The organism is Roseateles sp. P5_E11 (genome assembly GCF_054049355.1).
Genome location: NZ_JBFUMO010000001.1, coordinates 1 through 23,918, shown reverse-complemented (window position 1 = coordinate 23,918; position 23,918 = coordinate 1). Strand labels below are relative to the sequence as shown.

The 23,918-nt window shown below is 66.8% G+C and carries 22 protein-coding genes; 14 read left to right on the top strand and 8 right to left on the bottom strand.

What is annotated here, in order from left to right; all coding sequences use genetic code 11:
* Positions 1–428: 428 nt before the first annotated feature.
* Positions 429–1,355: an ABC transporter substrate binding protein gene (locus ACXJKR_RS00110; protein ID WP_457319706.1), complete on the top strand. Its 927-nt coding sequence runs from the start codon at positions 429–431 to the stop codon at positions 1,353–1,355.
* 20 nt (positions 1,356–1,375) lie between these two features.
* On the top strand, positions 1,376–3,691 hold the full coding sequence (locus ACXJKR_RS00105) for a hybrid sensor histidine kinase/response regulator (protein ID WP_457319704.1): 2,316 nt from the start codon (positions 1,376–1,378) through the stop codon (positions 3,689–3,691).
* On the opposite strand, the gene ACXJKR_RS00100 is transcribed toward ACXJKR_RS00105, so the two are convergent.
* A complete protein-coding gene (locus ACXJKR_RS00100; protein WP_457319702.1) occupies positions 3,637–4,365 on the bottom strand; it encodes a response regulator in 729 nt (242 codons plus the stop codon). The two genes, ACXJKR_RS00105 and ACXJKR_RS00100, sit on opposite strands and share 55 nt — an antisense overlap.
* Positions 4,366–4,570: 205 nt before the next feature.
* On the opposite strand from ACXJKR_RS00100, the gene ACXJKR_RS00095 reads away from it, so the two are divergent.
* Complete coding sequence (locus ACXJKR_RS00095) at positions 4,571–5,200, top strand: helix-turn-helix transcriptional regulator (protein ID WP_457319700.1); 630 nt, start codon at positions 4,571–4,573, stop codon at positions 5,198–5,200.
* A gap of 5 nt (positions 5,201–5,205) precedes the next feature.
* Here the strand turns inward: ACXJKR_RS00095 and hslU are convergent, their stop codons facing one another.
* From hslU to ACXJKR_RS00070, 5 genes are all read right to left on the bottom strand, one after another.
* Complete coding sequence (gene hslU, locus ACXJKR_RS00090) at positions 5,206–6,531, bottom strand: ATP-dependent protease ATPase subunit HslU (RefSeq protein WP_457319698.1); 1,326 nt, start codon at positions 6,529–6,531, stop codon at positions 5,206–5,208.
* A complete protein-coding gene (hslV, locus tag ACXJKR_RS00085) occupies positions 6,528–7,091 on the bottom strand; it encodes an ATP-dependent protease subunit HslV (protein WP_057296634.1) in 564 nt (187 codons plus the stop codon). The genes hslU and hslV overlap by 4 nt, the downstream gene beginning before the upstream one ends.
* Before the next feature lie 57 nt (positions 7,092–7,148).
* Positions 7,149–8,906 carry a hypothetical protein gene (locus tag ACXJKR_RS00080; protein ID WP_457319696.1) on the bottom strand — a complete coding sequence of 586 codons (1,758 nt, stop codon included), beginning with the start codon at positions 8,904–8,906 and terminating at the stop codon, positions 7,149–7,151.
* A gap of 168 nt (positions 8,907–9,074) precedes the next feature.
* Positions 9,075–9,710 carry an RNA polymerase-binding protein DksA gene (gene dksA / locus ACXJKR_RS00075; protein ID WP_235532114.1) on the bottom strand — a complete coding sequence of 212 codons (636 nt, stop codon included), beginning with the start codon at positions 9,708–9,710 and terminating at the stop codon, positions 9,075–9,077.
* 157 nt (positions 9,711–9,867) lie between these two features.
* Positions 9,868–10,920, bottom strand: coding sequence for a CobW family GTP-binding protein (locus ACXJKR_RS00070; protein WP_056204635.1), 1,053 nt, complete (start codon positions 10,918–10,920; stop codon positions 9,868–9,870).
* Positions 10,921–11,034: 114 nt separating this feature from the next.
* Here ACXJKR_RS00070 and ACXJKR_RS00065 point away from each other — a divergent pair, with 114 nt between their 5' ends.
* The 7 genes from ACXJKR_RS00065 (at position 11,035) to ACXJKR_RS00035 (ending at position 18,855) form a co-directional block, all read left to right on the top strand.
* On the top strand, positions 11,035–11,916 hold the full coding sequence (locus tag ACXJKR_RS00065) for an HlyC/CorC family transporter (protein WP_056204638.1): 882 nt from the start codon (positions 11,035–11,037) through the stop codon (positions 11,914–11,916).
* Positions 11,913–13,355, top strand: a complete 1,443-nt coding sequence (gene lnt, locus ACXJKR_RS00060) for an apolipoprotein N-acyltransferase (protein ID WP_457319693.1) — start codon at positions 11,913–11,915, stop codon at positions 13,353–13,355. Before ACXJKR_RS00065 ends, lnt begins: the two co-directional genes overlap by 4 nt.
* Before the next feature lie 29 nt (positions 13,356–13,384).
* Complete coding sequence (glyQ, locus tag ACXJKR_RS00055; RefSeq protein ID WP_056204643.1) at positions 13,385–14,317, top strand: glycine--tRNA ligase subunit alpha; 933 nt, start codon at positions 13,385–13,387, stop codon at positions 14,315–14,317.
* Positions 14,317–16,446, top strand: coding sequence for a glycine--tRNA ligase subunit beta (gene glyS / locus ACXJKR_RS00050; RefSeq protein ID WP_457319691.1), 2,130 nt, complete (start codon positions 14,317–14,319; stop codon positions 16,444–16,446). Before glyQ ends, glyS begins: the two co-directional genes overlap by 1 nt.
* A gap of 7 nt (positions 16,447–16,453) precedes the next feature.
* A complete protein-coding gene (gmhB, locus tag ACXJKR_RS00045) occupies positions 16,454–17,098 on the top strand; it encodes a D-glycero-beta-D-manno-heptose 1,7-bisphosphate 7-phosphatase (RefSeq protein WP_235532115.1) in 645 nt (214 codons plus the stop codon).
* Positions 17,099–17,239: 141 nt separating this feature from the next.
* On the top strand, positions 17,240–18,040 hold the full coding sequence (locus ACXJKR_RS00040) for a lysophospholipid acyltransferase family protein (protein WP_457319689.1): 801 nt from the start codon (positions 17,240–17,242) through the stop codon (positions 18,038–18,040).
* A 5-nt stretch (positions 18,041–18,045) separates the two neighbouring features.
* Positions 18,046–18,855 carry a M48 family metallopeptidase gene (locus tag ACXJKR_RS00035; protein ID WP_457319687.1) on the top strand — a complete coding sequence of 270 codons (810 nt, stop codon included), beginning with the start codon at positions 18,046–18,048 and terminating at the stop codon, positions 18,853–18,855.
* A gap of 335 nt (positions 18,856–19,190) precedes the next feature.
* Here the strand turns inward: ACXJKR_RS00035 and ACXJKR_RS00030 are convergent, their stop codons facing one another.
* The gene (locus ACXJKR_RS00030) at positions 19,191–20,249 is read right to left on the bottom strand and encodes an MBL fold metallo-hydrolase (protein WP_457319685.1); all 1,059 of its coding nucleotides are present in this window, start codon (positions 20,247–20,249) and stop codon (positions 19,191–19,193) included.
* 40 nt (positions 20,250–20,289) lie between these two features.
* On the opposite strand from ACXJKR_RS00030, the gene ACXJKR_RS00025 reads away from it, so the two are divergent.
* From ACXJKR_RS00025 to ACXJKR_RS00015, 3 genes are all read left to right on the top strand, one after another.
* Entirely contained in the window at positions 20,290–20,691 is a 402-nt protein-coding gene (locus ACXJKR_RS00025; RefSeq protein WP_056204659.1) for a MerR family transcriptional regulator, read from the top strand.
* Positions 20,692–20,845: 154 nt separating this feature from the next.
* Positions 20,846–21,607, top strand: a complete 762-nt coding sequence (locus tag ACXJKR_RS00020; protein WP_457319683.1) for a TonB family protein — start codon at positions 20,846–20,848, stop codon at positions 21,605–21,607.
* A gap of 99 nt (positions 21,608–21,706) precedes the next feature.
* On the top strand, positions 21,707–22,732 hold the full coding sequence (locus ACXJKR_RS00015) for an SGNH/GDSL hydrolase family protein (RefSeq protein ID WP_056204665.1): 1,026 nt from the start codon (positions 21,707–21,709) through the stop codon (positions 22,730–22,732).
* On the opposite strand, the gene ACXJKR_RS00010 is transcribed toward ACXJKR_RS00015, so the two are convergent.
* Positions 22,694–23,608 (bottom strand): LysR family transcriptional regulator, encoded by a 915-nt coding sequence (locus ACXJKR_RS00010; protein ID WP_056205262.1) that lies wholly within the window; start codon positions 23,606–23,608, stop codon positions 22,694–22,696. The two genes, ACXJKR_RS00015 and ACXJKR_RS00010, sit on opposite strands and share 39 nt — an antisense overlap.
* Before the next feature lie 116 nt (positions 23,609–23,724).
* On the opposite strand from ACXJKR_RS00010, the gene ACXJKR_RS00005 reads away from it, so the two are divergent.
* Positions 23,725–23,918: NAD(P)H-dependent oxidoreductase (locus ACXJKR_RS00005; protein WP_457319681.1), on the top strand; the 194-nt coding region annotated here is incomplete at its 3' end.

Sequence of the window (23,918 nt, the reverse complement as noted above, 5' to 3'; positions counted from 1 at the left end):
AATTAGATGTAGGGAATCTGCGTCTTTCGCCCAGTCCGGATTCTTACTTAGCCAATCTTCAGCATCTTTTGGCGTATCGACCCCCGGGGAAAAGGCAACATGCCTCCCCTGACTCACTTGAACGGACAAAGCCGTAGACACGCTCGCGAGCTTCGGCGGGCGATCAGCCGACTTCACCTCGATGGCTGATGCCTCGAGGGGTGTCTTGCTAGTGACCTTGACCCAGTAGTGAGATGCAAGGCGGACGAGTACAGCAGAACTCATGTGATAGCTCCTTCAAGTTGGTCAGAGAACGGGTGGACTAAGGAGTCAGGGGCGCCATTCGATGGTCATGTGACTCACAAGTTCCAACACAAGGCTAACAACTGGCAACATTCAGCGCTATGGCCACTAGGGTTAATGCTTTGGTTCTACCCCGCCGGCACCTGTTGGCTTTGCCTCTCGCCGCTTGTTCGCCGCCGACCACGTCGAACCTCGTCATCTTTATCGGTGACGGCTCCGCAGAGCTTTTCGAACCCTGGCAGAAATTTCGGCAGGCATGGGCCGAACAGCAGAGTTCAGACGCGATGCCAGCGCGGCTTGCCTACCTAGCGACGCCGCAGCAAGACCTGGCAGCAAAACGAGCCTTGATTGTTAAAGCAGCGTGGCAAAGTGCCGCCGTACTGGTGGCGCCTACCGGCAACTCGGCCTTGATGGCGGCAGCTGCCGGTCGTGGGTCGGTGGTGTTCGCCAGCTTCATCGATCCGATACGCGCGGGTTTGGCACGCTCTGATCGGCTACCCGGGGGACGGGTTACGGGGATTTCGTTGGCCGACTGGCTGGACGCCAAACGCCTGCAACTCCTGCGCGATGCGTTTCCGACGATCCGACGTGTTGGCGTACTAGCGGATCCCTCATGGGCCGAGCACTACGACGGGGAGGCGAGGGTGCTACGCGATGCGGCCGCCTTACAACTGCACGCCACGATGTACTACGGCACGGTCGCCTCCGATATTGACCGGCTGATGAGAAGCCCTACCGCCGCTGCGCAGGATGCGTGGCTGGTGCTTCCAACCAATCTGGCTTACATCGGTGAGGTGCAAATCGCTGCGCACCTGAAACGCCTAGGCGTGCCGGGCATGTTCAGCACCGAGCGAGAGGTGCGGCGAGGTGGCGCGCTCGCATATGTGGCGGATGCCAGCTTCGTCTACCCCAAACTGGCCGAGCTAGCGGCGCGGGTAGTGCAAGGTGAAGATCCCGGCCGCATCCCCATCGAACGGCCGCGCCGTTATTGGCTATTGGCACGGGCCGATGCGAGCTTTCGAGGAGAGCCCATTAGCCTCAGACTACTACGCCGCGCAAATCGCGTCGTCTGACTCGGGCTGTTTGCCAACTCATGCCCACCCGCACGTTCAATCCTGGCTCGCTGGCCCGCCGATATTTGACGTCGCTGGGAATGGTCACGCTTGCGCTGCTGACAGCAGCGACGGCAACGGAAATGTTGTTTGGCTACCTAGAAGCCCGAGAGCACATTGCGCAATTGCAGCGACTACAGGCGACAGCTGCTACCCGAGAGATCGAGCAATATTTGCGCAGCCTTGAAGGCGGGATGAGGGACGCCAGCAAATTCCCTTGGGGGCAACCGCGTTTTGGCGTCGAGGAGCGACGCGACGAATGGCATCGTCTGATGGTGCTACTGCCTGCTGTTCAAGAGCTGCAACTGCTAGATGCTGAGGGAATGGTGCAGCTCAGCATCTCGCGCGCCGCGCCAGACCGGCTTGCGCCGGGGAACCGGTTACCCGAACCAGACCTGCTCACAGGACTACGGGAGGGCGCCTCTCGCTATGGTCACGCCTTCTATTCCGACAGCGGAGATCCCCTTGTACGGCTGGCACTTGCTGATCCCCAGCCGGGCGGAGCGGTCGCGGTGGCCACGATCAATTTGCGCTTTCTGGCCGACGTGGTTTCGGGTCTGCACGTAGGCAAGGCCGGACGCACCTATCTTGTTGACGCGGCCCATCGCTTGATCGCACACCCTCAACCGAGCGAGGTACTGCGTCAACGCGATCTGAGCAACTTTGAGCCCATGAGGCTTGCAAAAGCAGTGTCGATTTCGACCGATCTCAATGCCGTGGACACGACTGACCTGACAGGGCAGGCCGTCATCGTTAGTAGTGCCCGGCTGCACGAACCAGACTGGTGGCTGTTCGTCGAGCAACCACGCAGCGAAGCGTTGCTTCCAGTGCTGGCCGCGCTGCGGCGCTCAGCGGTCTTACTTGCCTTTGGCGCCCTACTCGCTTTGGTAGTCAGCGCCATTTCTGCACGCCGCATGGCTGCTCCCATCGTTGCGCTTCGACAGGCGACCGCTCGCATCGCGGGGGGCGATCTTGTCTCTGCACTGAACCCTGGCACAGAAAAACAGCCCGATGAGATCAGCGCTTTGGCCCATGACTTCAATCGCATGGTCGACCAGTTGCGCGAGTCCTACGCCAGCCTAGAAGCCAAAGTCGCCGAGCGCACCGCCGAGTTGTCCGACGCCCGCGACGTCCTCTCCGCGCGCGCCGAGCAACTCACCCAGCTCAAGGACGAAGCCGAGCGCGCCAACGCCGCCAAGACGCGCTTCCTCGCCGCCGCCAGCCACGATTTGCGCCAACCCATGCATTCGATCAGCCTGCTGCTGGGCGTGCTGCAGGCACGCCTGTCCAGCTCCGAGCATCTGGCTCTGGCCGACAAGATCCAGTCCTCGGTTGCAACGATGGAGAACCTGTTCGGCAATCTGCTGGACATCTCCAAGCTCGATGCCGGCACGGTGCAGGCCCACATCGAGGATGTGAACCTGGCCTGGCTGTTGCGTGGGCTGGAACAGATCTGGGCCCCGCAGGCGGCCGAGAAGGGCCTGAAGCTGCGCGTGCGACCCTGTGACGTCGTCGTGAAGGGCGACGCCGCGCTGCTGGCGCGCATCGCCGGCAATCTGGTGGCCAACGCCATCCGCTATACGCGAGAAGGCGGCGTGCTGGTAGCCTGTCGGCGTCGCGGCGCCAGGGTGGAACTGGAGGTCTGGGACAGCGGGCCCGGCATCGAGCCCCGCTACCAGGAAGCCATCTTCGAAGAGTTCTTCCGCATCGAGGCGCCCGGCACGGGCCAGGAGAAAGGCCTGGGGCTGGGTCTGTCCATCGTGCAGCGCAGCGCCCACATCCTGGGCTACCGGCTCAGCGTGCACAGCCGTGTCGGCAAAGGCTCGGTGTTCCGCGTCGAAATGCCGCTGGCCGGACCCGCCACGCGGTCCGCGAAGGTCTCGCCAAGGCTTGCGGCCAGCCAACAAGCGCTCGAGGGTCGTTTCATCGTCGTCGTCGATGACGAAGAAACGAATGCTCAGGCCCTGGTCGACGCCCTGCTCGCGCTGCGCTGCCACGTCGTTGCAGCGGCCTCCTGCGAGGACATGTTGGCCCAGCTGCAGCAGCACCTGCGTGTGCCGGACCTCATCGTCACCGACTACCAGCTCGGCGCCGGGCGCGATGGTTTCGAGGTCATCGCGCGGCTGCGCCAACACTATGACGAAGACATTGGCGCCGTCATCGTGACGGCCAACACGGAAGCCGCCCTGCAGCCGCAAGCTCAAGCCTGCGGCGCTCGACTGCTGCACAAACCGATCGGGCTTCAGCGGTTGCTGGAAGCCATGAGGGAATCATTGGCATCAACGGCAGAGCCTTGAGCCGGCACCGGCTCTTCGAAGCACAGTCCCATGCGACTCGCAGCCAGTACGGCCTGGGTGCGCGTCGTCACGTTCAATGCCCGCAGCACGCACGAGGTGTGCGCCTTGACGGTACTGAGCGACAGGTTCAGCTGCCGACCGATCAGTTTGGCCGGTTTGCCCTGCAGCAGCAGATGCAGCACGTCGGCCTGGCGCGGTGTCAGGCCCAGCTCGACGGGGCGCCGCCCCTGCGCAGGCGGTGCCAGCGGTGCAGGCATGGTGGGAGTCAGCGCCCGGCCGCCGAGGAACACCGACGACGGCAGGTAGATGCCCTTGGCAAGGATGAGGCGCAGCGCACCCAGCATGACCTGCGACGTCGAGCTCTTGGGAATGAAGCCCATCGCACCCGCATCGAGCACGGCAAGCACCGTGTCCTTGTCATCGGCCGAGGACATCACGACGACCGGCACCTCAGGATGATCACGCCGCAGCCGGCCCAGGCCCTCGAGGCCAGACAGCCCTGGCAGGCCGAGGTCGATCATGACCAGATCGGCGTCGCCGCGCTCGGCAAGCACCGCAAAGGCCTCCTCGCAACTGCCCGCCTCCCAGGTTTCAAGCGCCTCCACCAGCGGCTTCAACAGCAGCGCCACGCCCTCACGGAACAAGGGGTGGTCATCGATCAACAGAATCTTCATGGGCAGTCTCCCTGCTGGGCCGGATGGTATCGGCGCGCATCACTCCCCGCACGGGGCCGGGGGCAGCCTTTTGGCTTGGTCCAATGGCCTATGCACAAGACCGACCGGCCATGTACTTCTCGGCAATGGTGCAGATGCATGGCACTCACCAAACTTGATGACATCAGACGGCGTCGTCGCGCCGCAGAGGCTCAGGGAGATCATCATGCTGCCAACCGCTTCCATCTCATCGCAGGAACGCCCGGTTCTTGACGCCAACCCGCGACAGGTGCTCGGCGCCCTTCCCCAGCCACTGCTGGTGGTGCTGCCGGACCGGCGCGTACTGTTTGCCAACACGAGCGCCGAACACCTGGTGGCCGAAGGCTTGTGGCAGTCCCGCTGCGATCACCTGATGAGCCTGGGGCAACTCGACGCCTCGCACCTGGAGGATCTGCTGGCCCTGGCCGCCGCAGGGTCGTCGTCGCGCAAGGGACTGTGGTTCGCTCCCGGACTGACGACGGGCTGGCTGCATGCCGCGCCGCTGGCGCCGCCCATTGCGGGGGCTTCCGGTTGGCCGGAGCGCAGCATCCTGCTCGCCATCTATCTGGACCAGCCGGCGCTGACCCAGGCSGCSCGCATCGACGCGTTGACACGCCAATTCCGCCTCAGCCAGGCCGAGCGTCATGTGCTGCTGCTGCTGGCCGACGGCGAACCGGTGGATGCCACTTCGCGTCATCTCGGCCTGTGCGTGAGCACCGTGCGCAGCCATGTGCGCAACCTGCTTGGCAAGACGCAGGCGCCTACCCTGATGCAACTGCTGCGCTGGACAGGCAGCGCGCAGGCGCTGCCGCACTGACGCCGCTACAGGATGAAGCGGCTCAAGTCCTCGTTCGCTGCCAGCGCCGCCAGCTTGGCGTCGACCGCCGCCGCATCGAGCGACACGGTCTGACCCGCATTGCGCGGCGCATCGAAACTGATCTCGTCGAGCAGCCTCTCCATCACCGTCGCCAGCCGGCGCGCGCCGATGTTCTCCGTACGCTCATTGACCTCGAAGGCGATCTCCGCAAGGCGGCGGATGGCGCCTTGCTGCAGGTCCAGCGTGACACCCTCGGTGGCGAGCAGGGCCTGGTACTGCTTGACGAGGCTGGCGTGGGTGCTGGTCAGGATGGCTTCGAAGTCAGAGACCGACAACGAATCCAGCTCGACGCGGATGGGCAGGCGGCCCTGCAACTCGGGGATGAGGTCGCTGGGTTTGGCCAGGTGGAAGGCGCCGCTGGCGATGAAGAGGATGTGGTCGGTCCTCACCAGGCCGTATTTGGTCGACACCGTCGTGCCTTCGACCAACGGCAGCAGATCGCGCTGCACGCCCTGGCGCGAGACCTCGGCGCCACCGTGTTCGTTGCGCGATGCCACCTTGTCGATCTCGTCGATGAAGACGATGCCCATCTCCTGGGCATTGGCCAGCGCCGCGGCGCGGATCTCCTCCTCGTTGACGAGCTTGGCCGCTTCCTCTTCGATGAGCAGCCTCATCGCTTCGGCGACCTTGAGCTTGCGCGTCTTCTTCTGAGTGCCGCCGAACTGGCTGAACATGCCCTTCAGTTGTTCGGCCATGTCCTCCATGCCTGGCTGGTTGCCGAAGGGGCCGAGCACTTCCATCGTGGGCCTGGGGGCGAGCAGGTCGAGCTCGATGTCCTTGTCGTCGAGCTGGCCCTCGCGCAGGCGCTTGCGCAGGGTCTGGCGCGTCGCGTTGTCTCCGTCCTGCGAGCTCGGGCTGCCCGGCAACAGTATCTGCAGGATGCGCTCCTCGGCGGCGTCCTCGGCGCGCGTCTGGCAGCGGCGCATGGCCCCCTCGCGCTCCTGCTTTACGGCGACCTCGATGAGGTCACGAATGATGGAGTCCACGTCCTTGCCGACATAGCCGACCTCGGTGAACTTGGTCGCCTCGACCTTGATGAAGGGCGCGCCGGCCAGTTTGGCCAGGCGGCGGGCGATCTCGGTCTTGCCGACGCCGGTCGGGCCGATCATCAGGATGTTCTTGGGCGTGATCTCGCCGCGCAGCTTCTCGTCGACCTGCTGGCGGCGCCAGYGGTTGCGCATCGCGATGGCGACGGCGCGCTTGGCKGCCTGCTGGCCGACGATGTGGCGGTCCAGCTCGGAGACGATTTCCTGAGGGGTCATCGAACTCATTCAAGCACCTCGAGGGTGTGATTCTGGTTGGTGTAGATGCAGATCTCGCCGGCAATCTCGAGCGAGCGCTTGACGATGTCTGACGCGCTCAAATCGGTGTGCGCCAGCAAGGCCTTGGCGGCGGCCTGGGCGTAGGCGCCGCCAGAGCCGATGGCGACGATGCCCTGCTCGGGCTCCAGCACATCGCCGTTGCCGGTGATGATCAGCGACGCGGTCTTGTCAGCCACGGCCAGCATGGCTTCCAGCCGGCGCAGCACGCGGTCGGTGCGCCAGTCACGCGTCAGCTCGACCGCCGCGCGCACCAGGTGGCCCTGGTGCTTTTCCAGCTTGGCCTCGAAACGTTCGAACAGCGTGAAGGCATCCGCCGTGGCACCCGCGAAGCCCGCCAGGACCTGGTCACGGTAGAGCTTGCGCACTTTGCGCGCGCTGGCCTTGACGACGATGTTGCCCAGGGTCACCTGGCCATCGCCGCCGATGGCGACCTGCCAGCCGGTGGGCGTCTGGCGGCGCACTGAAACGATGGTGGTGCCGTGATAGACGGCAGAAGATTCTGAAGACATAGGCCGTCCCAGTTGAGGTTCAGCCGCGGTTTCGCAAGGTCGGCCGCGGCCGCGGGATCAGTTGATCCGCACCTTGACCTTGGCATGCTCGTTGATGCCCATCGCGCCGAAAAACAGCGCGACCAGCCGGTGGGCGTCGGTGAAGACGACCATGCGGTTCTCGGTCCGGCGCTGCAGCACCCAGTTCAACAGGTCGCCGGCGGCCATGAAGTCCAGCCGGATCAGCTTGGTGCAGGAGATGTTGATGATGCTCGCGTCGCCGACCTCGGTGGACAGCGTGCGCAGGCTGTCGGAGATATCGCCGCTCATCTGGCCCATCAATTCGAGCTGGGCCAGGCTGGCCTCGGCAACGCTCGTGTCGAGGAAGGTCGACTGCGCCTCGCTCTGCATCGAGCTCGTGGCCGGGCTGTTGGTCGACGAGCCTTCGCCGCCGATGCGCACGCGGCACTTGGCGCGCTCCCAGGACGGCGGCGAGACCTCGTAGGTCACGCAGTAGTCGATGGCGGCCTCGTCGAACTGATCGGGTCGGTTGGCCAGGCGCAACGCTTCCAGCCGCAGCATCCAGAGCACCGGGTCGGTGTCGCGTTCGCCCACTGGCGCCAGCTCCTTGAGCTGGTTCAGGAAGCGGTCGCCGCCCACCCATCGCTGGTCGACCTGCTGCTGGGCCCAGACCCGAAACAGCTGGCGCATCTGGATGGCGGCCTCGATCTCGATCTCTTCCAGCGGGCCCCAGTCGAAGACCCAAGGCATGGGCAGGGTCTCGCTGCGCTTTTGCAGCAGCGTCACATCCTCGGCTCTCACGGTGGAGGGCGCCGTCCAGCTGACCTGGCTGGCCTTGGCCATGGGCGAGCGGTTGGACTGGCGTGTCGATTCGGCCACCAGCTTGGGCATGGAGAACCACTGYGGTGCCGACAGGCCGAACTGCTGGGCGTACTCGACGGCCAGCGCCTCGAACTTGCCCTGGGCGCCGGTGGCGCGGTAGTGGTCGAACAGCACCAGCCAGGTCTCGCCGTGCAGATTGCGGCTGCCGCCCGGGCGCACGAGCTCGGTCAGGGCACGCTCGCTGTTCTCGTAGTCGGCGTTCGCAAAGGCGATGACTGCCTCGTCGAGCTCGGGGTCGTGCACGACCTCCTGCACCTCGACATCGGGCGTGGATTCGGCCAGCGTGAAGGACAGCGGCATGTCCAGCGGCGGCAGGTCGGGCAGGCGGCTGGGCGGCGAGTCGGACAGCGGCGGGATGGCCGCGCCCATGGTCACGGCAGCCGGCGGCGTCGGCGCCTGCAGGCGCTGCACCTCACGCGGCGTCGAGAACTCGCTGACCCGGCCGCCGTTGGCCTCGGCAGGCGACGGCGTCGCGACGGAGGACGAGAAGGCCACCGGCCGCGTGCTGGTGTCGAAGAACCCGGGCTGCTGCTTGGGCACAGCCTGCGTCGTCGCAAAGCTCTCGCCCACCATCTGCTGCTCGATCTCGTCGATCTTGGCTTTCACGCCCAGATCGATCTTGGAATTGGGCTCGCTGATGCGCTCGTCGTCGCCCATCCGGGACGGCGACGAGGCCAGGGCCGCGAGCTGCTCAGGTGTCAGGCCTTCGCGGCGGATGCGGCGCAGCATGTCGAGCTCGCGCTTGCGCACGAAATCGTTGCGGCGCTTGCGCTCCACCATCGCACGCAGTTCGGCCTTGGCAAGATCGCCCTCGGGGTCGTCCTGGCGCGAATTGATCTCGGCCCAGTCCGTCGTGGGGTTGGCCACGAAGCGCGCCACCTTGCGGAAGAAGCTGTCGCCTTCCTTCGGGTCTGCGGGCTTGGATTCGGACATGTCTGGACTATGCCTCGTGGAAACGAACGGGTGTCAGCGACCCACGGGCCGAGCGCCGGGCCGCTCCCAAGCCGGCCCGCCCAGGTGATGTGCTTGCGGCTCAACGCCGCAAGCATCGCCGTCCCCTCGGGGGACCGGCCAAGGTTCACCTTGGACGAGGGGCTCCATTCAGTCCCCGAACATTTTTTGCTTGAGCTCGCGGCGCTGCTGCGCTTCGAGCGACAGCGTGGCCGTCGGGCGGGCGATGAGGCGGCCCAGGCCAATGGGCTCGCCGGTCTCGTCGCAGTAGCCGTACTCGCCGGTGTCCAGGCGCGCGATGGATTGCACGATCTTCTTCAGCAGCTTGCGCTCGCGGTCACGGGTGCGCAGCTCCAGGGCGTGTTCTTCCTCGATCGTGGCGCGGTCGGCCGGATCGGGGACGATGGTCGTGTCCTCGCGCAGATGCTCGGTCGTCTCGCCCGCATTGGACAGCACGCCGTCCTTCAGCTCGGTCAGCTTGGCGCGAAAGAACTCGATCTGCTTCGCGTTCATGTACTCCGAGTCCGGCATGGCCAGCACCTCGGCGTCCGTCAGCTCGGCGCCCGATTTGGTCTTCCAGGCGTTGACCAGCTTGGGGTCGCCTTTGGCGGCCACGCGCGGCGTCTCGTCGACATGGCCAGCGCCACGCACGGGGGGCTTGGGCGGAGCGAACCGGTCGGCGAACCGGTTGGCTGGCGCGGGCGCCTCGAGCATCGCGACGTCGGCGCCGGGGTCAGTCTTCTTGGCGCCCTTGGGGGCGGTTTTGGGGGCCGGGGTCTTGCTCACTGTCTTCTCCTCGCTCAGGGCTTGCATCRGCGCGGTGTCAGACCTTGATCCCACTGCTTTTCAGCCGGCTGCCCAATTTTGAGCGCGGCGGATTGTAGCCACAGGGAATCTTCAGCCTTCACCCCCCGGGAAACGGTGCTCCCGGGGCAAAAAAACATCACGCCAAGCAGCCTTCCAAGCCTTGCATCAGTACCTCTTTTGGCAGGTCGATACCAATGAACACCATCTTGCTCTGCTTTTTCTCTCCCGGCATCCACTTCGGGCCGAGATCGGAGCCCATCATCTGATGCACGCCCTGGAAGATGACCTTCTTGTCCGTGCCTTTCATGTGTAGGACACCCTTGTATCTGAGCATCTTGGGACCGTAGACCTGCACGATGGCGCCCAGAAAGTCCTCCAGCTTGGCCGGGTTGAAAGGCTTGTCGGCACGAAAGACGAAGCTTTTCACGTCGTCATCATGGGCATGGTGGTGGGGATGGTCGCAATGCTCGCCATGTTCATGATCGTGATCATGGTGATGATGGCCGTGGTCGTGAGCGTCCGCTTTGAGGAAATCCGGGTCGATCTCCAGCTTGGCGTTCAGATTGAAACCGCGCAGGTCGAACACCTTGGCCAGGGCCACCTCGCCGAAATGGGCGGTCTGGATGGGTGCCCGCGGGTTCATGTGCTTGATGCGGTGCACCAAGGCCTCGACGGCCGCCGGCTCGACCAGATCGGCCTTGCTGATGAAGATCTGGTCGGCAAAACCCACCTGCATGCGCGCTTCCTGGCGACTGTTGAGCTGCTCCTCGGCGTGCTTGGCGTCCACCAGCGTCAGCACCGAGTCCAGCAGATAGCTCTCGGCGATCTCGTCGTCCATGAAAAAGGTCTGGGCGACGGGGCCGGGGTCGGCCAGGCCGGTGGTCTCGATGACGACGCGCTCGAAGTCCAGCTCGCCCTTGCGGCGCTTGGCGGCCAGATCGGACAGGGTCGTACGCAGGTCCTCGCGGATGGTGCAGCAGACGCAGCCGTTGTTCATCTGGATGATCTGCTCGTTGGTGTCGGACACCAGGATGTCGTTGTCGATGTTCTCTTCGCCGAACTCGTTCTCGATGACGGCGATCTTCTGGCCATGGGCCTCGGTCAGCACCCGCTTGAGCAGCGTGGTTTTGCCGGCACCGAGGAAGCCGGTCAGGATGGTGGCGGGAATGAGGCCTTGGGGCTTGGACATGATGGGAACCGTTTTYGTCGAAGGCGGCAGATATGGGGGCTGGGAGGCCCAGCACAAGGTTTTGTCAAATCAATCGGCTATTCTGTCCCTTCCGCAATACCCTGACAGCTCCCCTTGAGCGAACCGCATTCAGGCAGGCCCCCAGTTCGCGGGGCCGCCAAACACCCGCCCGAGGCCCGTGGCCTGCTGGAGCGCATGCTGGAGTTCCTGCACCCCGGCCCCGACTCCAAGAGCGAACTGATCGATACCCTGGCCGACGCCGAGCAGCGCGAGCTGATCGAGCCCGAGTCGCGCCAGATGCTGGAAGGCGTGCTGCGCATGGCCGAGCTGTCGGCCGGCGACGCCATGGTGGCCGCACCGCGCATGGACCTGCTGGACATCGACGCGCCCTATGACGAGCTGCTTGGTCTCGTCATCGACACCGGCCATTCGCGCTTCCCCGTCTTCGAGGGCAGCCGCGACAACATCATGGGCATCCTGCTTGCCAAGGACCTGCTCAAGATGCAGCGCGCGCCTGAGCTGAACCTGCGCGCCCTGCTGCGCCCGACGGTCTTCGTGCCCGAGAGCAAGGGCCTGAACGAGCTGCTGCGCGACTTCCGCTCCAACCGCAACCACCTGGCCATCGTCATCGACGAGTTCGGCAACACCGCCGGCCTCATCACCATCGAAGACGTGCTCGAAGAAATCGTCGGCGAGATCGAGGACGAGTTCGACGACAAGGATGGCGAATCCGGCATCTACACCCTGGCCGACGGCAGCCAGCGCATCGCCGGCGACGCGACCATCGCGGCCGTCAACGGCAGCTTCAACCTGGCCTTGCCGGACAACGACTTCGACACCATCGGCGGCCTCATCGCCCATGAGCACGGCCGCGTGCCGCGCCGCGGCGAGACCGTGCAGGTGGGCGGCCTGAACTTCGCCGTCATGCTGACCCGCGGCGGCGCGGTGCGCTGGTTCAAGGTCACGCGCGCCCCCGAAGACGAGACCGAGGCGTGAAGGGCGCGAGGGCTGCGGCTGTCGCACTGGCCGCAGGCCTGCTGCACACGGCCTCATTCGCGCCCACCGGCGCCTGGTATCTGCAGCCCATCGCGCTGGCGCTGCTGTTCGCCACCGTCGAGCAGGCCACACCCCGGTTTGCGTCCCTCGTCGGCGCGCTGTTCGGCTTTGGCTGGCTGGCCTCGGGCCTGTGGTGGCTGCATATCAGCATGCACCAGTTCGGCGGCATCCCCTGGCTGCTGGCCGCGCTGGCGGTGGCATTGCTGGCGGCCTTTCTCAGCGGCTTCTACGCGCTGGCCCTGGGCCTGACCGCGCGCTGGATCGCGCCGGGCCGCTGGCGGCTGATGGCGCTGGTGCCGGCCTGGCTGCTGGCCGAGCTGGCACGGGCGACCTGGCTCAGCGGCTTCCCGTGGATCGCGGCGGGTTATGCCCACACCGTCGGCCCGCTGGCGGGCTGGGCGCCCTGGGTGGGGGTCTACGGCATCTCCGCGCTGGCAGCGCTGGCGGCCGCCGGCCTGGTATGGCTAAGGCGCGGTGCCGTTGCCTGGGCCGCGCCTGCGCTCCTGATCCCGCTGGCCGGCCTGCTGCTGCCGCAGGACTTCACGACCTCCACGGGCCGCCTGGCCCTCTCCCTGGTCCAGCCCAGCATCCCGCAGGACCAGAAGTTCGACCCGGCCCGCTTCGCCGCCAATCTGGAGTTGCTGGCCCGGCTCATCGAGTCGGCGCGCGGCCAGGTCGTCATCACACCCGAGTCCGTCGTGCCGCTGCCGCTGGCCGAACTGGACCGCGCCACCCTCGTGCGCCTGGCCCGCCCCGAACGCCCCGCACTGCTCGGCGCCTTCCTCGGCAATGCCGACGAGGGCTTCGTCAATTCCGTCGTCGCCCTGGGCAGCGACTACCACTACGGCAAGCGCCATCTGCTGCCTTTCGGCGAGTTCATCCCGCCGGGCTTTGGCTGGTTCGTGCATGCCATGAACATCCCGCTGGACGACCAGGCCCGCGGCGACCACCAGCGCCCCTGGGCCGTCGCCGGCCAGAGGCTGCGGCCGCTGATCTGCTACGAGGATCTGTTCGGCGAGGACTTCGTGCAGAGCGCCGTCGGGCCCGACGCGGCGACCGCCTTCGTCAACGTCAGCAACCTGGCCTGGTTCGGCACCGTCATGATCCAGGACCAGCATCTGCAGTTCTCGCAGATGCGCGCCCTCGAGTTCCAGCGCCCCGTCGCGCGCTCGACCAACACTGGCGCCACTGCCCTTGTTGATCATCACGGCCACATCACCGCCCGGCTGCCCGCCCTGCAGCGCGGCGTGCTGGAGGTCGAAGTCGACGGCCGCAGCGGCTCCACGCCCTATGCCCGCTGGCTGGCCGCGCTGGGGCTTTGGCCGCTCTGGCTTTTGTCCCTGTTGGCCCTGGCGGGCGTGCGCAGGGCGGCCTCATAGAATCGGCCACCCCCTCTCCCCCTCGCCTCATGCTGACCTTCCAGCAAATCATCCTGACCTTGCAGGACTATTGGTCCAAGCAAGGCTGCGCCCTGCTCCAGCCCTACGACATGGAAGTTGGCGCCGGCACCAGCCACACCGCCACCTTCCTGCGCGCCCTCGGCCCCGAGCCCTGGAAGGCCGGGTATGTGCAGCCCAGCCGCCGCCCCAAGGACGGCCGCTACGGCGACAACCCGAATCGGCTGCAGCATTACTACCAGTACCAGGTCGTCCTGAAGCCCGCGCCGGCCAACATCCTGGAGCTCTATCTCGGCTCGCTGGAGGCGCTGGGCTTCGACCTGAAGAAGAACGACGTACGCTTCGTCGAGGACGACTGGGAGAACCCGACGCTCGGCTGCTGGGGCCTGGGTTGGGAGGTGTGGCTGAACGGCATGGAGGTCACGCAGTTCACCTATTTCCAGCAGGTCGGCGGCATCGACTGCAAGCCCATCACCGGCGAGATCACCTACGGCCTGGAGCGCCTGGCGATGTACTTGCAGGGCAAGGAATCGGTCTATGACCTGGTCTACACCGACGGCCTGACTTATGGCGACGTGTTCCACCAGAACGAGGTGGAGCAGTCGACCTACAACTTCGAGCACAGCGATGTGGACTTCCTGCTGTCGGCCTTTGCCGCGCATGAAAGGAAGAGCCAGGAGCTGATGGTCGAGAAGCTAGCCCTGCCCGCCTACGAGCAGCTGCTGAAGGCCGCCCACAGCTTCAATCTGCTGGATGCCCGCGGCGCCATCAGCGTGACCGAGCGCGCGGCCTACATCGGCCGCATCCGCAACCTGGCCCGCGCCGTTGCGCAGAGCTATCTGGACAGCCGCGCGCGCCTCGGCTTCCCGATGGCCCCCAAGGCCTGGGCGGATGAAGTCGTCGCGCAGATCGAACTGAAGAACAGCAAGAAGGCGGCCGCTTGATGAATCTGCTCGTTGAACTGTTTGTCGAAGAGCTGCCGCCCAAGGCGCTGAAGAAGCTCGGCGAGTCCTTCGCCAGCGTGTTGGCCGACAGCCTGAAGGCCCAGGGCCTCGCCGCTGCGGACGCCGCCGTCACGTCGTTCGCGTCGCCGCGCCGCCTCGGCGTGCATGTGGCCAACGTCGCCGCCAAGGCCGCCGACAAGGCCGTGCAGCAGAAGCTGATGCCGGTCGCCGTCGCCCTCACCGCTGATGGCCAGGCCACGCCCGCGCTGCTGAAGAAGCTGGCCTCCATCGGCGCCGGCCCCGAAGTCGTGCCGCAACTCAAGCGCTTGCCCGACGGCAAGGCCGAGGCGTTGTTCTGGGACAGCATGCAAGCCGGCGCCACGCTCGCGCAGGGCCTGCAGAAGGCGCTGGATGAAACCCTCGCCAAGCTGCCCATCCCCAAGGTCATGAGCTATCAGCTCGAAGACGGCTGGACCGACGTGAAGTTCGTGCGCCCGGCCCATGGCCTCGTCGCGCTGCACGGCAGCGAGATCGTGCCCGTCCAGGCCCTGGGCCTGACTGCCGGCCGCACGACCTGCGGCCATCGCTTTGAAGCCGCCCAGCCCACGGTCAGCATTGAATCGGCCGACAGCTATGCCACGCAACTGCGTGACCAGGGCGCCGTCATCGCCGGTTTTGCCGAGCGCCGCGCCGAGATCGCGCGCCAACTCAAGGGTGCGGCCGATGCGCTGAGCCTCACGCCCATCGATGACGCGGCCCTGCTCGACGAAGTCACCGCCCTCGTCGAGCGCCCCAATGTGCTGACCTGTGCGTTCGAGGCCGAGTTCCTGGCCGTGCCGCAGGAGTGCCTCATCCTGACGATGAAGGCCAACCAGAAGTACTTCCCGCTGCTGGACTCTCACGGCAAGCTGACCCGCCACTTCCTGGTCGTCAGCAACATCGCGCCCGCCGACGCCGGCGCCGTCGTGCAGGGCAACGAGCGCGTCGTGCGCCCGCGCCTGGCCGACGCCAAGTTCTTCTTCGACCAGGACCGCAAGAAGAAGCTCGAAGACCGCCTGCCGGGCCTGGCCAAGGTCGTGTACCACGGCAAGCTGGGCAGCCAGGGCGAGCGCGCCGAGCGCGTCAGGTCGATCGCGCATGCCATCGTCAACCAGCTGAGCATGGCGACCCTGCCCTACACGGTCGACGCCGACGACGAGTTCAAGGTGCTGGACAGCAAGGTGCAGCAGGCCAGCCAGCTCGCCAAGTGCGACCTGCTGACCGACATGGTCGGCGAATTCCCTGAGCTGCAGGGCATCATGGGCGGCTACTACGCCCGCCACGAAGGCCTGCGCGACGGCGTCGCCATCGCCATCGAGGACCACTACAAACCGCGCTTCGCCGGCGACGCGCTGCCACGCAACCATACCGGCACCGTCGTGGCGCTGGCCGACAAGCTGGAGACGCTGGTGGGCCTGTTCGGCATCGGCCAACTGCCCACCGGCGACAAGGACCCGTTCGCACTGCGCCGCCATGCGCTGGGCGTCATCCGCATCCTCGTCGAGAAGAACCTGCCGCTGGACCTGCCGGCGCTGATCGACGCGGCCGTGCCGGCCTTCGGCGAGCTCATCGAGAACCCACGTGAGGCGCTGCTTTCCTTCTTTGCCGACCGCCTCGCGGTCAGCTTGCGTGACCAGGGTTACAGCGCCCAGGAAGTCGACGCCGTGCTGGCGCTGAACCCCGCTCGCCTGGGTGACGTGCCGCGCCGTCTCGAAGCCGTGCGTGCCTTTGCCGCCCTGGCCGAAGCGGCGTCGCTCGCGGCTGCCAACAAGCGCGTCGGCAACATCCTGAAGAAGGTCGAAGGCGAACTGCCCCACGCCATCAACGATGCGCTGCTGAAGGAAGCCGCCGAGCAGGCCCTGGCCGCCGCGATTGCCGAAGTCCAACCCACTGCCGACCTGCTGTTCGAGCAGCATGACTACACCGGTTCGTTGAAGGCCCTGGCCGCGCTCAAGGGCCCGGTCGACGCCTTCTTCGACGACGTGATGGTCAACGCCGAGGACCCGCTGCTCCGCGCCAACCGGCTGGCCCTGCTGGGCCGCCTGCACGCCGCCATGAACCGGGTCGCCGACCTGTCGCGCCTTGCCTAAAGCCTCCATGCGCGCCGACCACGCCCACGGCATGAAGCTCGTCATCCTCGGGCGGGACGGCACGATCAACCGCTACCGCGACGACCACGTCAAGGCGCCGGAGGAACTCGACCCGCTGCCGGGGGCGCTGGAGGCCGTCGCGCGCCTGAATCACGCCGGCTGGCACACGGTGCTGGCGACCAACCAGGCCGGCATTGGCCGCGGCCTGCTGGACATGGCCTCGCTGAATGCCGTGCACATCCGCCTGAACCAGTTGCTGGCCGAAAAGGGCGGGCGCCTGGACGCGGCGTTCTTCTGCCCGCACACGCCCGAAGAAGGCTGCGACTGCCGCAAGCCCCTGCCCGGCCTCATCCAGCAGATCGGCGAGCGCTTCGACGTTGCGCTCGCCACCATCCACATGGTCGGCGCGTCGCTGACCGACCTGCTGACGGCGCAGAACGCCGGCTGCATGCCCCACCTCGTGCTGACCGGCCCCTTCGGCAGCCTCGGCACCAACGAGCTCGCCAACCTGCTCGTGCAGGTGCCCACGGCCCGCGTGCACGACGACCTGATGAGCTTTGCCGAAGCCATCATCCAGGAGGAGCGCCGCCGCGTTGCCGTGCAGCGCGGCCAGGTTCTGACCCCCGACACCCAGGCCGGAGACCTGAACTGAAGTGATGAGCCCACCCCCTACCGGCTTCGCCGGCCCCCTCAAGGGGGCGATGCCAGCAGCCCGGCAAAGCCGGTTCTGCGGCATCCGCTTGGCCATGCACTCTGGCGCCACCGTTGCGCACCTATTGATTCGGAAGTCCTGATGGCAACGCTATTGAGCGCTATCCGCTCGCTGATCTTTGTCCTGGTTCTCGTCGTCACCGTCATCCCCTGGGCGACCGGTGTCGTCATCCTGTCCATCTTCCGCCGCGGCGACCCGGTCTACTGGGCTTGTGCCGGCTGGCTCAAGGTCGCCATCTGGAGCGCGCGCCTCATCTGTGGCATCCGCTGGCGCATCCAGGGCATGGAGAACCTGCCGTCGGCTTCGGACCGCCGCGCCGGCGTCGTGCTGCTGTCCAAGCACCAGAGCACGTGGGAGACCTTTGCCTACCCGGCCCTGCTCAGCCATCCGCTGGCCTATGTCTTCAAGCGCGAACTGCTCTACGTGCCCTTCTTCGGCTGGGCGATGGCGCGCATGGACATGATCCACATCGACCGTGGCCGCCGCACGGAGGCCTGGAACAAGGTGCTCAGCCAGGGCAAACGCCTCGGTGGCCAGGGCAACTGGGTCATCATGTTCCCCGAAGGCACGCGCATCCCGCGCGGCCAGGTCGGCGACTACAAGACCGGCGGCACCCGCCTGGCCATCGAGGCCGGCCTGCCCGTCGTGCCCATCGCCGCGACGGCGGCGCGCTGCTGGCCACGCAAGAGCTTCCTGCTGCGTCCGGGCGTGGTGGACATCTCCATCGGCCGGCAGATCCGACCCGAAGGCCGCTCGCCAGCCGAGCTGATGAACGAGGTCAAGGACTGGATCGAATCCGAGATGCGCCGCCTCGACCCCGAGGCCTATGCCAACCCTCCGTCCGCCGGCGTCGCCGGCGACGCGGCGGCGAACCAACGCTGATCACCATGCCCGCCAAGCGCCCGGCCCCACTCCTGCAGGACAGCCAGCTGTCACTGTTCGACGTGGAGCCGGAGATCACGCCAGCCGAGCCCGGCGCGCCGCGCGCGCGGCGTGAGCTGCTGCTGGGCCAGCATCGCATCGGCTATGAACTCAAGCGGGCGCGCCGGCGCTCGATCGGCTTCGTCGTCGGGCCGCAGGGCCTGCGCGTCAGCGCACCGCGCTGGGTGCCCATCAACGAGATCGAACGCGCCCTGCATCACAAGGGCGATTGGATCCTGCGCAAGCTCGTCGAGCAGCGCGAACGCCAGCAGCGCATCCAGGCGTCGCGCATCGAGTGGCTGGACGGCGGCCGCCTGCCCTATCTCGGCGAAGCGTTGACGCTGGTGCTGGCACCTGCCGAGCGCGAGGTGGTGTGGGATGCCGCCGCGCGCCAATTGCGCCTGCCCTTGCCCTTGGGCGCCTCGGCAGAGCAGATCCGCGACCTGGCCCAGTCCTGGCTGCAGGCCCGCGCGCGCGAGGACTTCCTGCCGCGCTGCCGCCAGTTCGCCGACCAGCTCGGCGTGGCCATGAAGTCGCTGCGACTGTCCTCGGCGCAGACGCGCTGGGGCAGCGCCAGCGCCGACGGCTCCATACGCCTGAACTGGCGCCTCATCCATTTCGCGCCGGCCATCATCGACTACGTCGTCGCCCATGAACTGGCCCATCTGCGCGAGATGAACCACAGCCCGGCGTTCTGGGACACGGTGCGCTCGGTGCTGCCCGATTTCGAGCGCTCGCGCGATGCACTGCGCGAGGAATCCATCGTGGTTCAGTAGGCCCCTCGTCCAGTCTGGCCCGGCTGAACGCCGGCCAACCTGGCCGGTCCCCCTGGGGGACGGCGATGCTTGCAGCATTGAGCTGCAAGCACATCGCCAAGGCGGGCCGGCTTGGGGCGGCCCGGCACTCGGCCCGAAAGACGCCGCAATGGCTTGCATGTGAATACTACCGAGCCACGGTCACCCTGCCGCCTTCACAAAGCGCAACACTTCGTCTGACGCTGTCACACAGGTACCCGCAGCCGGCCCAGCCGGAGGGAGTGAAGGTACCGCGCTAAGCCGGACCGCCGCCGCACGATCTTGATCGTCGGCGGCGTTTCTCTTTGGCGCTGGCGTCAGCCGGGCAAGAAGCGGTAGACGCCGTCGGCGCCCAGTTCGCGCTTCAGCTCGCCCTTGAGCCACAACGCGTGCAGGTGAGCGATCGCCTCGCCCATCGCGAACGTCGTCTGGTGCAGGTCGAGCTTGCGTTTGAACAGCACGGGCAGCAGGCCGGCCGCATGCGTCGGTTCGGCGCGGCAGGCGGCGATGACCTCGGCGAGGCGCTCGTCATGGTGCTCCTGCAACTGGTCGATGCGCTCATGCAGGCCGGTGAAGGGCTTGCCGTGCGAGGGCAGCACCAGCGTGTCGGCCGGCAGTTCCAGGTAGCGCTTGAGTGAGTCCAGATAGAGCGTCAGCGGGTCGGCCTCGGGCTCGACGTCGACGACGGAAACATTCGTCGAAATGCGCGGCAGCACCATGTCGCCACTGATCAGCAGCTTGGCTTCTTCGCAGAACAGGCTGATGTGCTCGGGCGCGTGGCCGTAGCCGGCGATGCAGCGCCAGGTGCGCCCGCCGATGTCGATCTCGCTGCCATCCATCAGCCGCCGGTAGCTGGCCGGCACGACCGGCACCATCTTGGGGTAGTAGTCGGCACGGGCGCGGATCTTCTCCAGCGACTCCGGGTCGGTCAGGCCATGGCTGCCAAAGAAGGCCGCTGCCGAAGCGCCGCCCATGCCCACCGTCGAGCCACTGGCCAGGCGGGCGAGGTTGTAGTCGGTCGCGCTCATCCACAACCGGCAGTTCCATTTCTCGGTCAGCCAGTGCCCGAGCCCGAGGTGGTCAGGGTGGAAGTGCGTCGCAATGACACGCAGCACGGGCAAACCGTCCAGGTGCGCGGCAAACACCTGCTCCCAGTTGGCGCGTGTGTCGTCGCTGGCGATGCCGCAGTCGACGATGGTCCAGCCCTCGCGACCATCGAGACGGTCACGCAGCAGCCACAGGTTGATGTGGTCCAGCGCAAAGGGCAGGCCCATGCGCACCCAGCGCACGCCGGGTGCCAGGTCCAGCGCCTCGCCGGGTTGGGGCAGGGTATCGCCCAGGGGGTAATGCAGTTCGGATTCGCGTGGATTGGCCATGACCGCTCTAGACTGACGTTTACGTCAATTGAGTGTAGCCATGCCCTCCCGCCGACCTGTCCCCGCCGCGACCGAAACGACCTACACGATCACTGAACTCGCCGCCGAGTTCGACATCACGCCGCGTGCGATCCGCTTCTACGAGGACATGGGCCTGCTGGAGCCTGGCCGCAAGGGCCGCAACCGCGTCTACACGCCGCGCGACCGCACCCGGCTGAAGCTCACGCTGCGCGGCAAACGCCTGGGCCTGGCCCTGCAGGAGATCAAGCAGCTCGTCGACATGTATGACAGCCAGGCCAGCGCCGCGCCCCAGTTGCGGGCCTTCCTCACCATCCTGGCGCAGCACCGCCAGCAGCTCGAACAGCAGCGCCACGACATCGAAGTCACGCTGGCCGAGATCCAGCAGCACGAGAAGCGTTGCCGCGCCTTGCTGGGGTCTTGAACCATCGGCCAAGCGTGACGCTTTGCCGGGAGCGGCTTCAAATTGCGTCGCATGCGGGACAAACCCCGCTGACGCCATCCCACAGTCTGACTAGAGTCCGCCCCTCGACCGAGGTGGCATTTGCCACCGGCCGAAATGTCTTTGTGGAGCTGTCATGACACTCGGACCGCGCCGTACCCTGGCGCTTGCCCTGCCCGCCATCGCGGGCGCCCTGCTGATGCTGGCCCAAGCGGCCAGCGCCCAACAAGAAGCACCCAAGGCCGAGAGCCTCGAGCGTGCGCAGAAGGCGGCCGACGCCGTCTTCCACTGGATCAAGCTCAACGCCGACAAGGGCGCCAACCGTCAGGCGCCCGCACCAGCGCCGGCGCCAGCCGCCGCGCCGCGCAAGCCGGCTCCGGCTCCCGTGGCGGCCGCGCCCCGGCCCGCGCCTGCCCCAACGCCCGGCACGGCACCCGCACCGACCGCTGCCACAGCTGTTGCGCCCCCGACCACCGTTGCTACCGCGCCGCAGGCGGCGCCCGAGCCTGAACCTGAAGTTGAGCGCACGCCCGTGCTGCTCGCCTCTGCGGCGCCGACGCCCGCCCCCGCTGCCCCGATGGCCGCCGCGGCACGGGCCGCGGAGCCGCCGCCCAAGCCGGCCGAGGAAGAGGCCGAGGAGCCGCTGAAACTGCTGGCCAAGGTCGAACCGGCCATCCCGCGCCAGATGCAGCAGCAGAGCACCTTCCGCAACGGTTTTGCCCAGGTGCAGTTCACGGTCGGGCCCGACGGCGCGGTCCAGCAGGCCTCGGTCATCAAGGCCAGCCATTCGCGGTTGGGCACGGCGGCCGTCGAGGCCGTCAAGCAATGGCGCTTCGCTCCCATCCGCAAGGCCCGCGAGGCCGCTGTCGAAGTCGCCTTCAAGAGCGACACCGACTGATTTCAGTCTCGGGCGTCCCCGGGTTGACGCTGAGCCAACGGGCGGAGATGCTGTTGTCGAGCCGTTAGAAGTCCTGCGGCCACAAATCAGGGAGTTTCCATGTCCATCCGTCTGCTCGCCCGCATGCTCGCGGGCATTGGTCTTTGTGCTGCCGCCTTCGCAGCCTCGGCCACCGGCCCGTATTCCGGACTCGTCGTTTTCGGCGACAGCCTGTCCGACAGCGGCAACAACGCTTTGCTGCTGTCTCAGGGCCCCGGTGGGCTGCCGCCCGTCAACATTCCGGGCGACGGCTACTACAGCAAGATCCCGTCGACGGCGGGCACGTATTCCAATGGCTGGGTCTGGACGCAGTACTTCGCGCAATCGCTCGGCGTGGCGCTATCGCCCTCACTGGCCGGCGGCAATAACTTCGCCTTCGGTGGTGCACAGACCAGTCTGAACGGTGGCGAGATTCCGCAGTTGCCGGGCTTCCCGTACAGCATGCAAACCCAGCTTGGCATGTATCTGGGCGCCACCGGCAACCTCGCCGATCCGAACGCTCTTTACGTGGTGGCCGGCGGCGGCAATAACATCCGTGTCGCATTGGAAGCGATCGCCATGGGTGCCGACGCTGACGCCACGGCTGCCGCGACAGTGGCCAGCTACGCCGCCGACATGGCCGGCATCGTTGGCAGCCTCAAGCTCGCCGGCGCCCAGCATGTGCTGGTGCTGAACACGCCCAACTTCGGCCTCACGCCGCTGGCCAACGCGATGGGCGCCAGCGGCCAGGCCTCGGCGCTGAGCTTCGCCATGGACACCGCCCTCACCGGCGCGCTGGCTGGCAGCGGCGCACAGGTCTTCGACATGTACGGCTTCATGACGAGCGCCGTGGACAATGCCTCGCAGCTGGGCTTCAGCAACTGGACCAATGCCTGCGCAGCAACCACCAGCAGCTGCGATCTCAGCACCGCGCTGTTCTGGGACGGCATCCACCCCACGACCCTGGCGCACCAGCAGCTCGCTGCAGCCGTGTTCGCGGTGGCCGTGCCTGAGCCCGACATGGCCGCGCTGCTGGCCGTTGGCCTCGTCGTCGTGGCGCTGGCGGGCTCAAGGGCCCGGCGCCGGGCAGTTGTCCAGCAGGGCTGACATCGCCTCCAGAAACACCCGGGTGCGCAACGGCATCAGCCGGCGCTCCGGGAACACCGCCCAGCAGCTCGAGCCCGGCAGGTGCCAGTCCGGCAGCAGGCGCTGCAGCCGGCCCAGCGCCAGCGCATCCCTGACGATGAGGCGGTCAATGCCGGCGATGCCAACGCCGCTTTGCGCCAGCTGAGCCAGCAGGCTGGGCGCATTGGCCAACGTGCGCTGCGCCGGCCGGGCGAGGTGGGGCTCGGCCCCCTCGCGCTGCAGCCGCCAGGGCACGGGCTCGCCGTGGCGGGTCAGCAGCATCAGCCCATGCATGGTGTCCAAGGCCTGCGGCAACAACGGCTCGCCGACCCGCTCCAGGTAGCCCGGTGACGCGTACAGGCCCCAATGCGTCGTCGCCAGCTTGCGCGCAGCGAGCTGGCTGTCCTCGTCCATCGATCCCATGCGGATGGCAAGGTCGAAGCCCTCGCCGATCAGGTCCACGCGCCGCGGCGTCAGGTCCAGCTCCAGCTGCACCTCCGGGTAGGCCAGCGCGAATTCGGCCAGCATGCCGGCCGCCACCTCCTGGGCGAAGTCCGCCGGCATGCTGACGCGCAACCGGCCGCTGGGTTTTTGCTGGCGGTGCAGGGCCAGCGCCAGCGCGCCATCCACCTCTGAAGCGACTGCTCGCGCGTGCTCCAGCACGCCGGCGCCGAAGTCGGTCAGTGTCAACTTGCGCGTCGTGCGCTGCAGCAGCTTCTCGCCCAGCCGGGTCTCCAGCGCGCCGATGCGCCGCGACACCGTGCTCTTGGGCCAGTGCACCCGCTCGGCGGCGCGGCTGAAGCTGCCAGCCTCCATGACGCGGGCAAACAGCAGCAGGTCGTCGGCGTCTGATTCCATCTTTTGGCCCCATTGATCCACTGGTAGAACAATCTTATGCAAATCGTCGTCTTCTGGAGTCGATTGGCTAATCCTAGAGTTCATTCCATCGCAACCGCCCCTTCAGGAGCTCCCGAATGAACATCCTGCAAATCAACGCCAGCGCCCGTCGTGCCACCGATGACCAAGGCTCGGTCTCCACCCGCCTGGCCAGCGAACTGACCGCCGGCCTGCGCGCCGCCAACCCTGGCGCCACGACCACCGTGCGCGATCTGACGCTGACACCCCAACCTGTGCTCGACGAAGCCGCGCTGGGCGCCCTGTTCACGCC

Bases quoted from the DNA above. Each gene is read 5' to 3' on its own strand.
- ACXJKR_RS00105 (WP_457319704.1), top strand. From the start codon at position 1,376: ATGCCCACCCGCACGTTCAATCCTGGCTCGCTGGCCCGCCGATATTTG.
- hslV (WP_057296634.1), bottom strand. From the start codon at position 7,091: ATGTCTTCAGAATCTTCTGCCGTCTATCACGGCACCACCATCGTTTCA.
- ACXJKR_RS00025 (WP_056204659.1), top strand. From the start codon at position 20,290: ATGCCCTCCCGCCGACCTGTCCCCGCCGCGACCGAAACGACCTACACG.
- ACXJKR_RS00035 (WP_457319687.1), top strand. From the start codon at position 18,046: ATGCCCGCCAAGCGCCCGGCCCCACTCCTGCAGGACAGCCAGCTGTCA.
- ACXJKR_RS00070 (WP_056204635.1), bottom strand. From the start codon at position 10,920: ATGTCCAAGCCCCAAGGCCTCATTCCCGCCACCATCCTGACCGGCTTC.
- ACXJKR_RS00020 (WP_457319683.1), top strand. From the start codon at position 20,846: ATGACACTCGGACCGCGCCGTACCCTGGCGCTTGCCCTGCCCGCCATC.
- glyS (WP_457319691.1), top strand. From the start codon at position 14,317: ATGAATCTGCTCGTTGAACTGTTTGTCGAAGAGCTGCCGCCCAAGGCG.
- ACXJKR_RS00010 (WP_056205262.1), bottom strand. From the start codon at position 23,608: ATGGAATCAGACGCCGACGACCTGCTGCTGTTTGCCCGCGTCATGGAG.
- glyQ (WP_056204643.1), top strand. From the start codon at position 13,385: ATGCTGACCTTCCAGCAAATCATCCTGACCTTGCAGGACTATTGGTCC.
- ACXJKR_RS00100 (WP_457319702.1), bottom strand. From the start codon at position 4,365: ATGAAGATTCTGTTGATCGATGACCACCCCTTGTTCCGTGAGGGCGTG.
- ACXJKR_RS00015 (WP_056204665.1), top strand. From the start codon at position 21,707: ATGTCCATCCGTCTGCTCGCCCGCATGCTCGCGGGCATTGGTCTTTGT.
- gmhB (WP_235532115.1), top strand. From the start codon at position 16,454: ATGCGCGCCGACCACGCCCACGGCATGAAGCTCGTCATCCTCGGGCGG.
- ACXJKR_RS00030 (WP_457319685.1), bottom strand. From the start codon at position 20,249: ATGGCCAATCCACGCGAATCCGAACTGCATTACCCCCTGGGCGATACC.
- ACXJKR_RS00040 (WP_457319689.1), top strand. From the start codon at position 17,240: ATGGCAACGCTATTGAGCGCTATCCGCTCGCTGATCTTTGTCCTGGTT.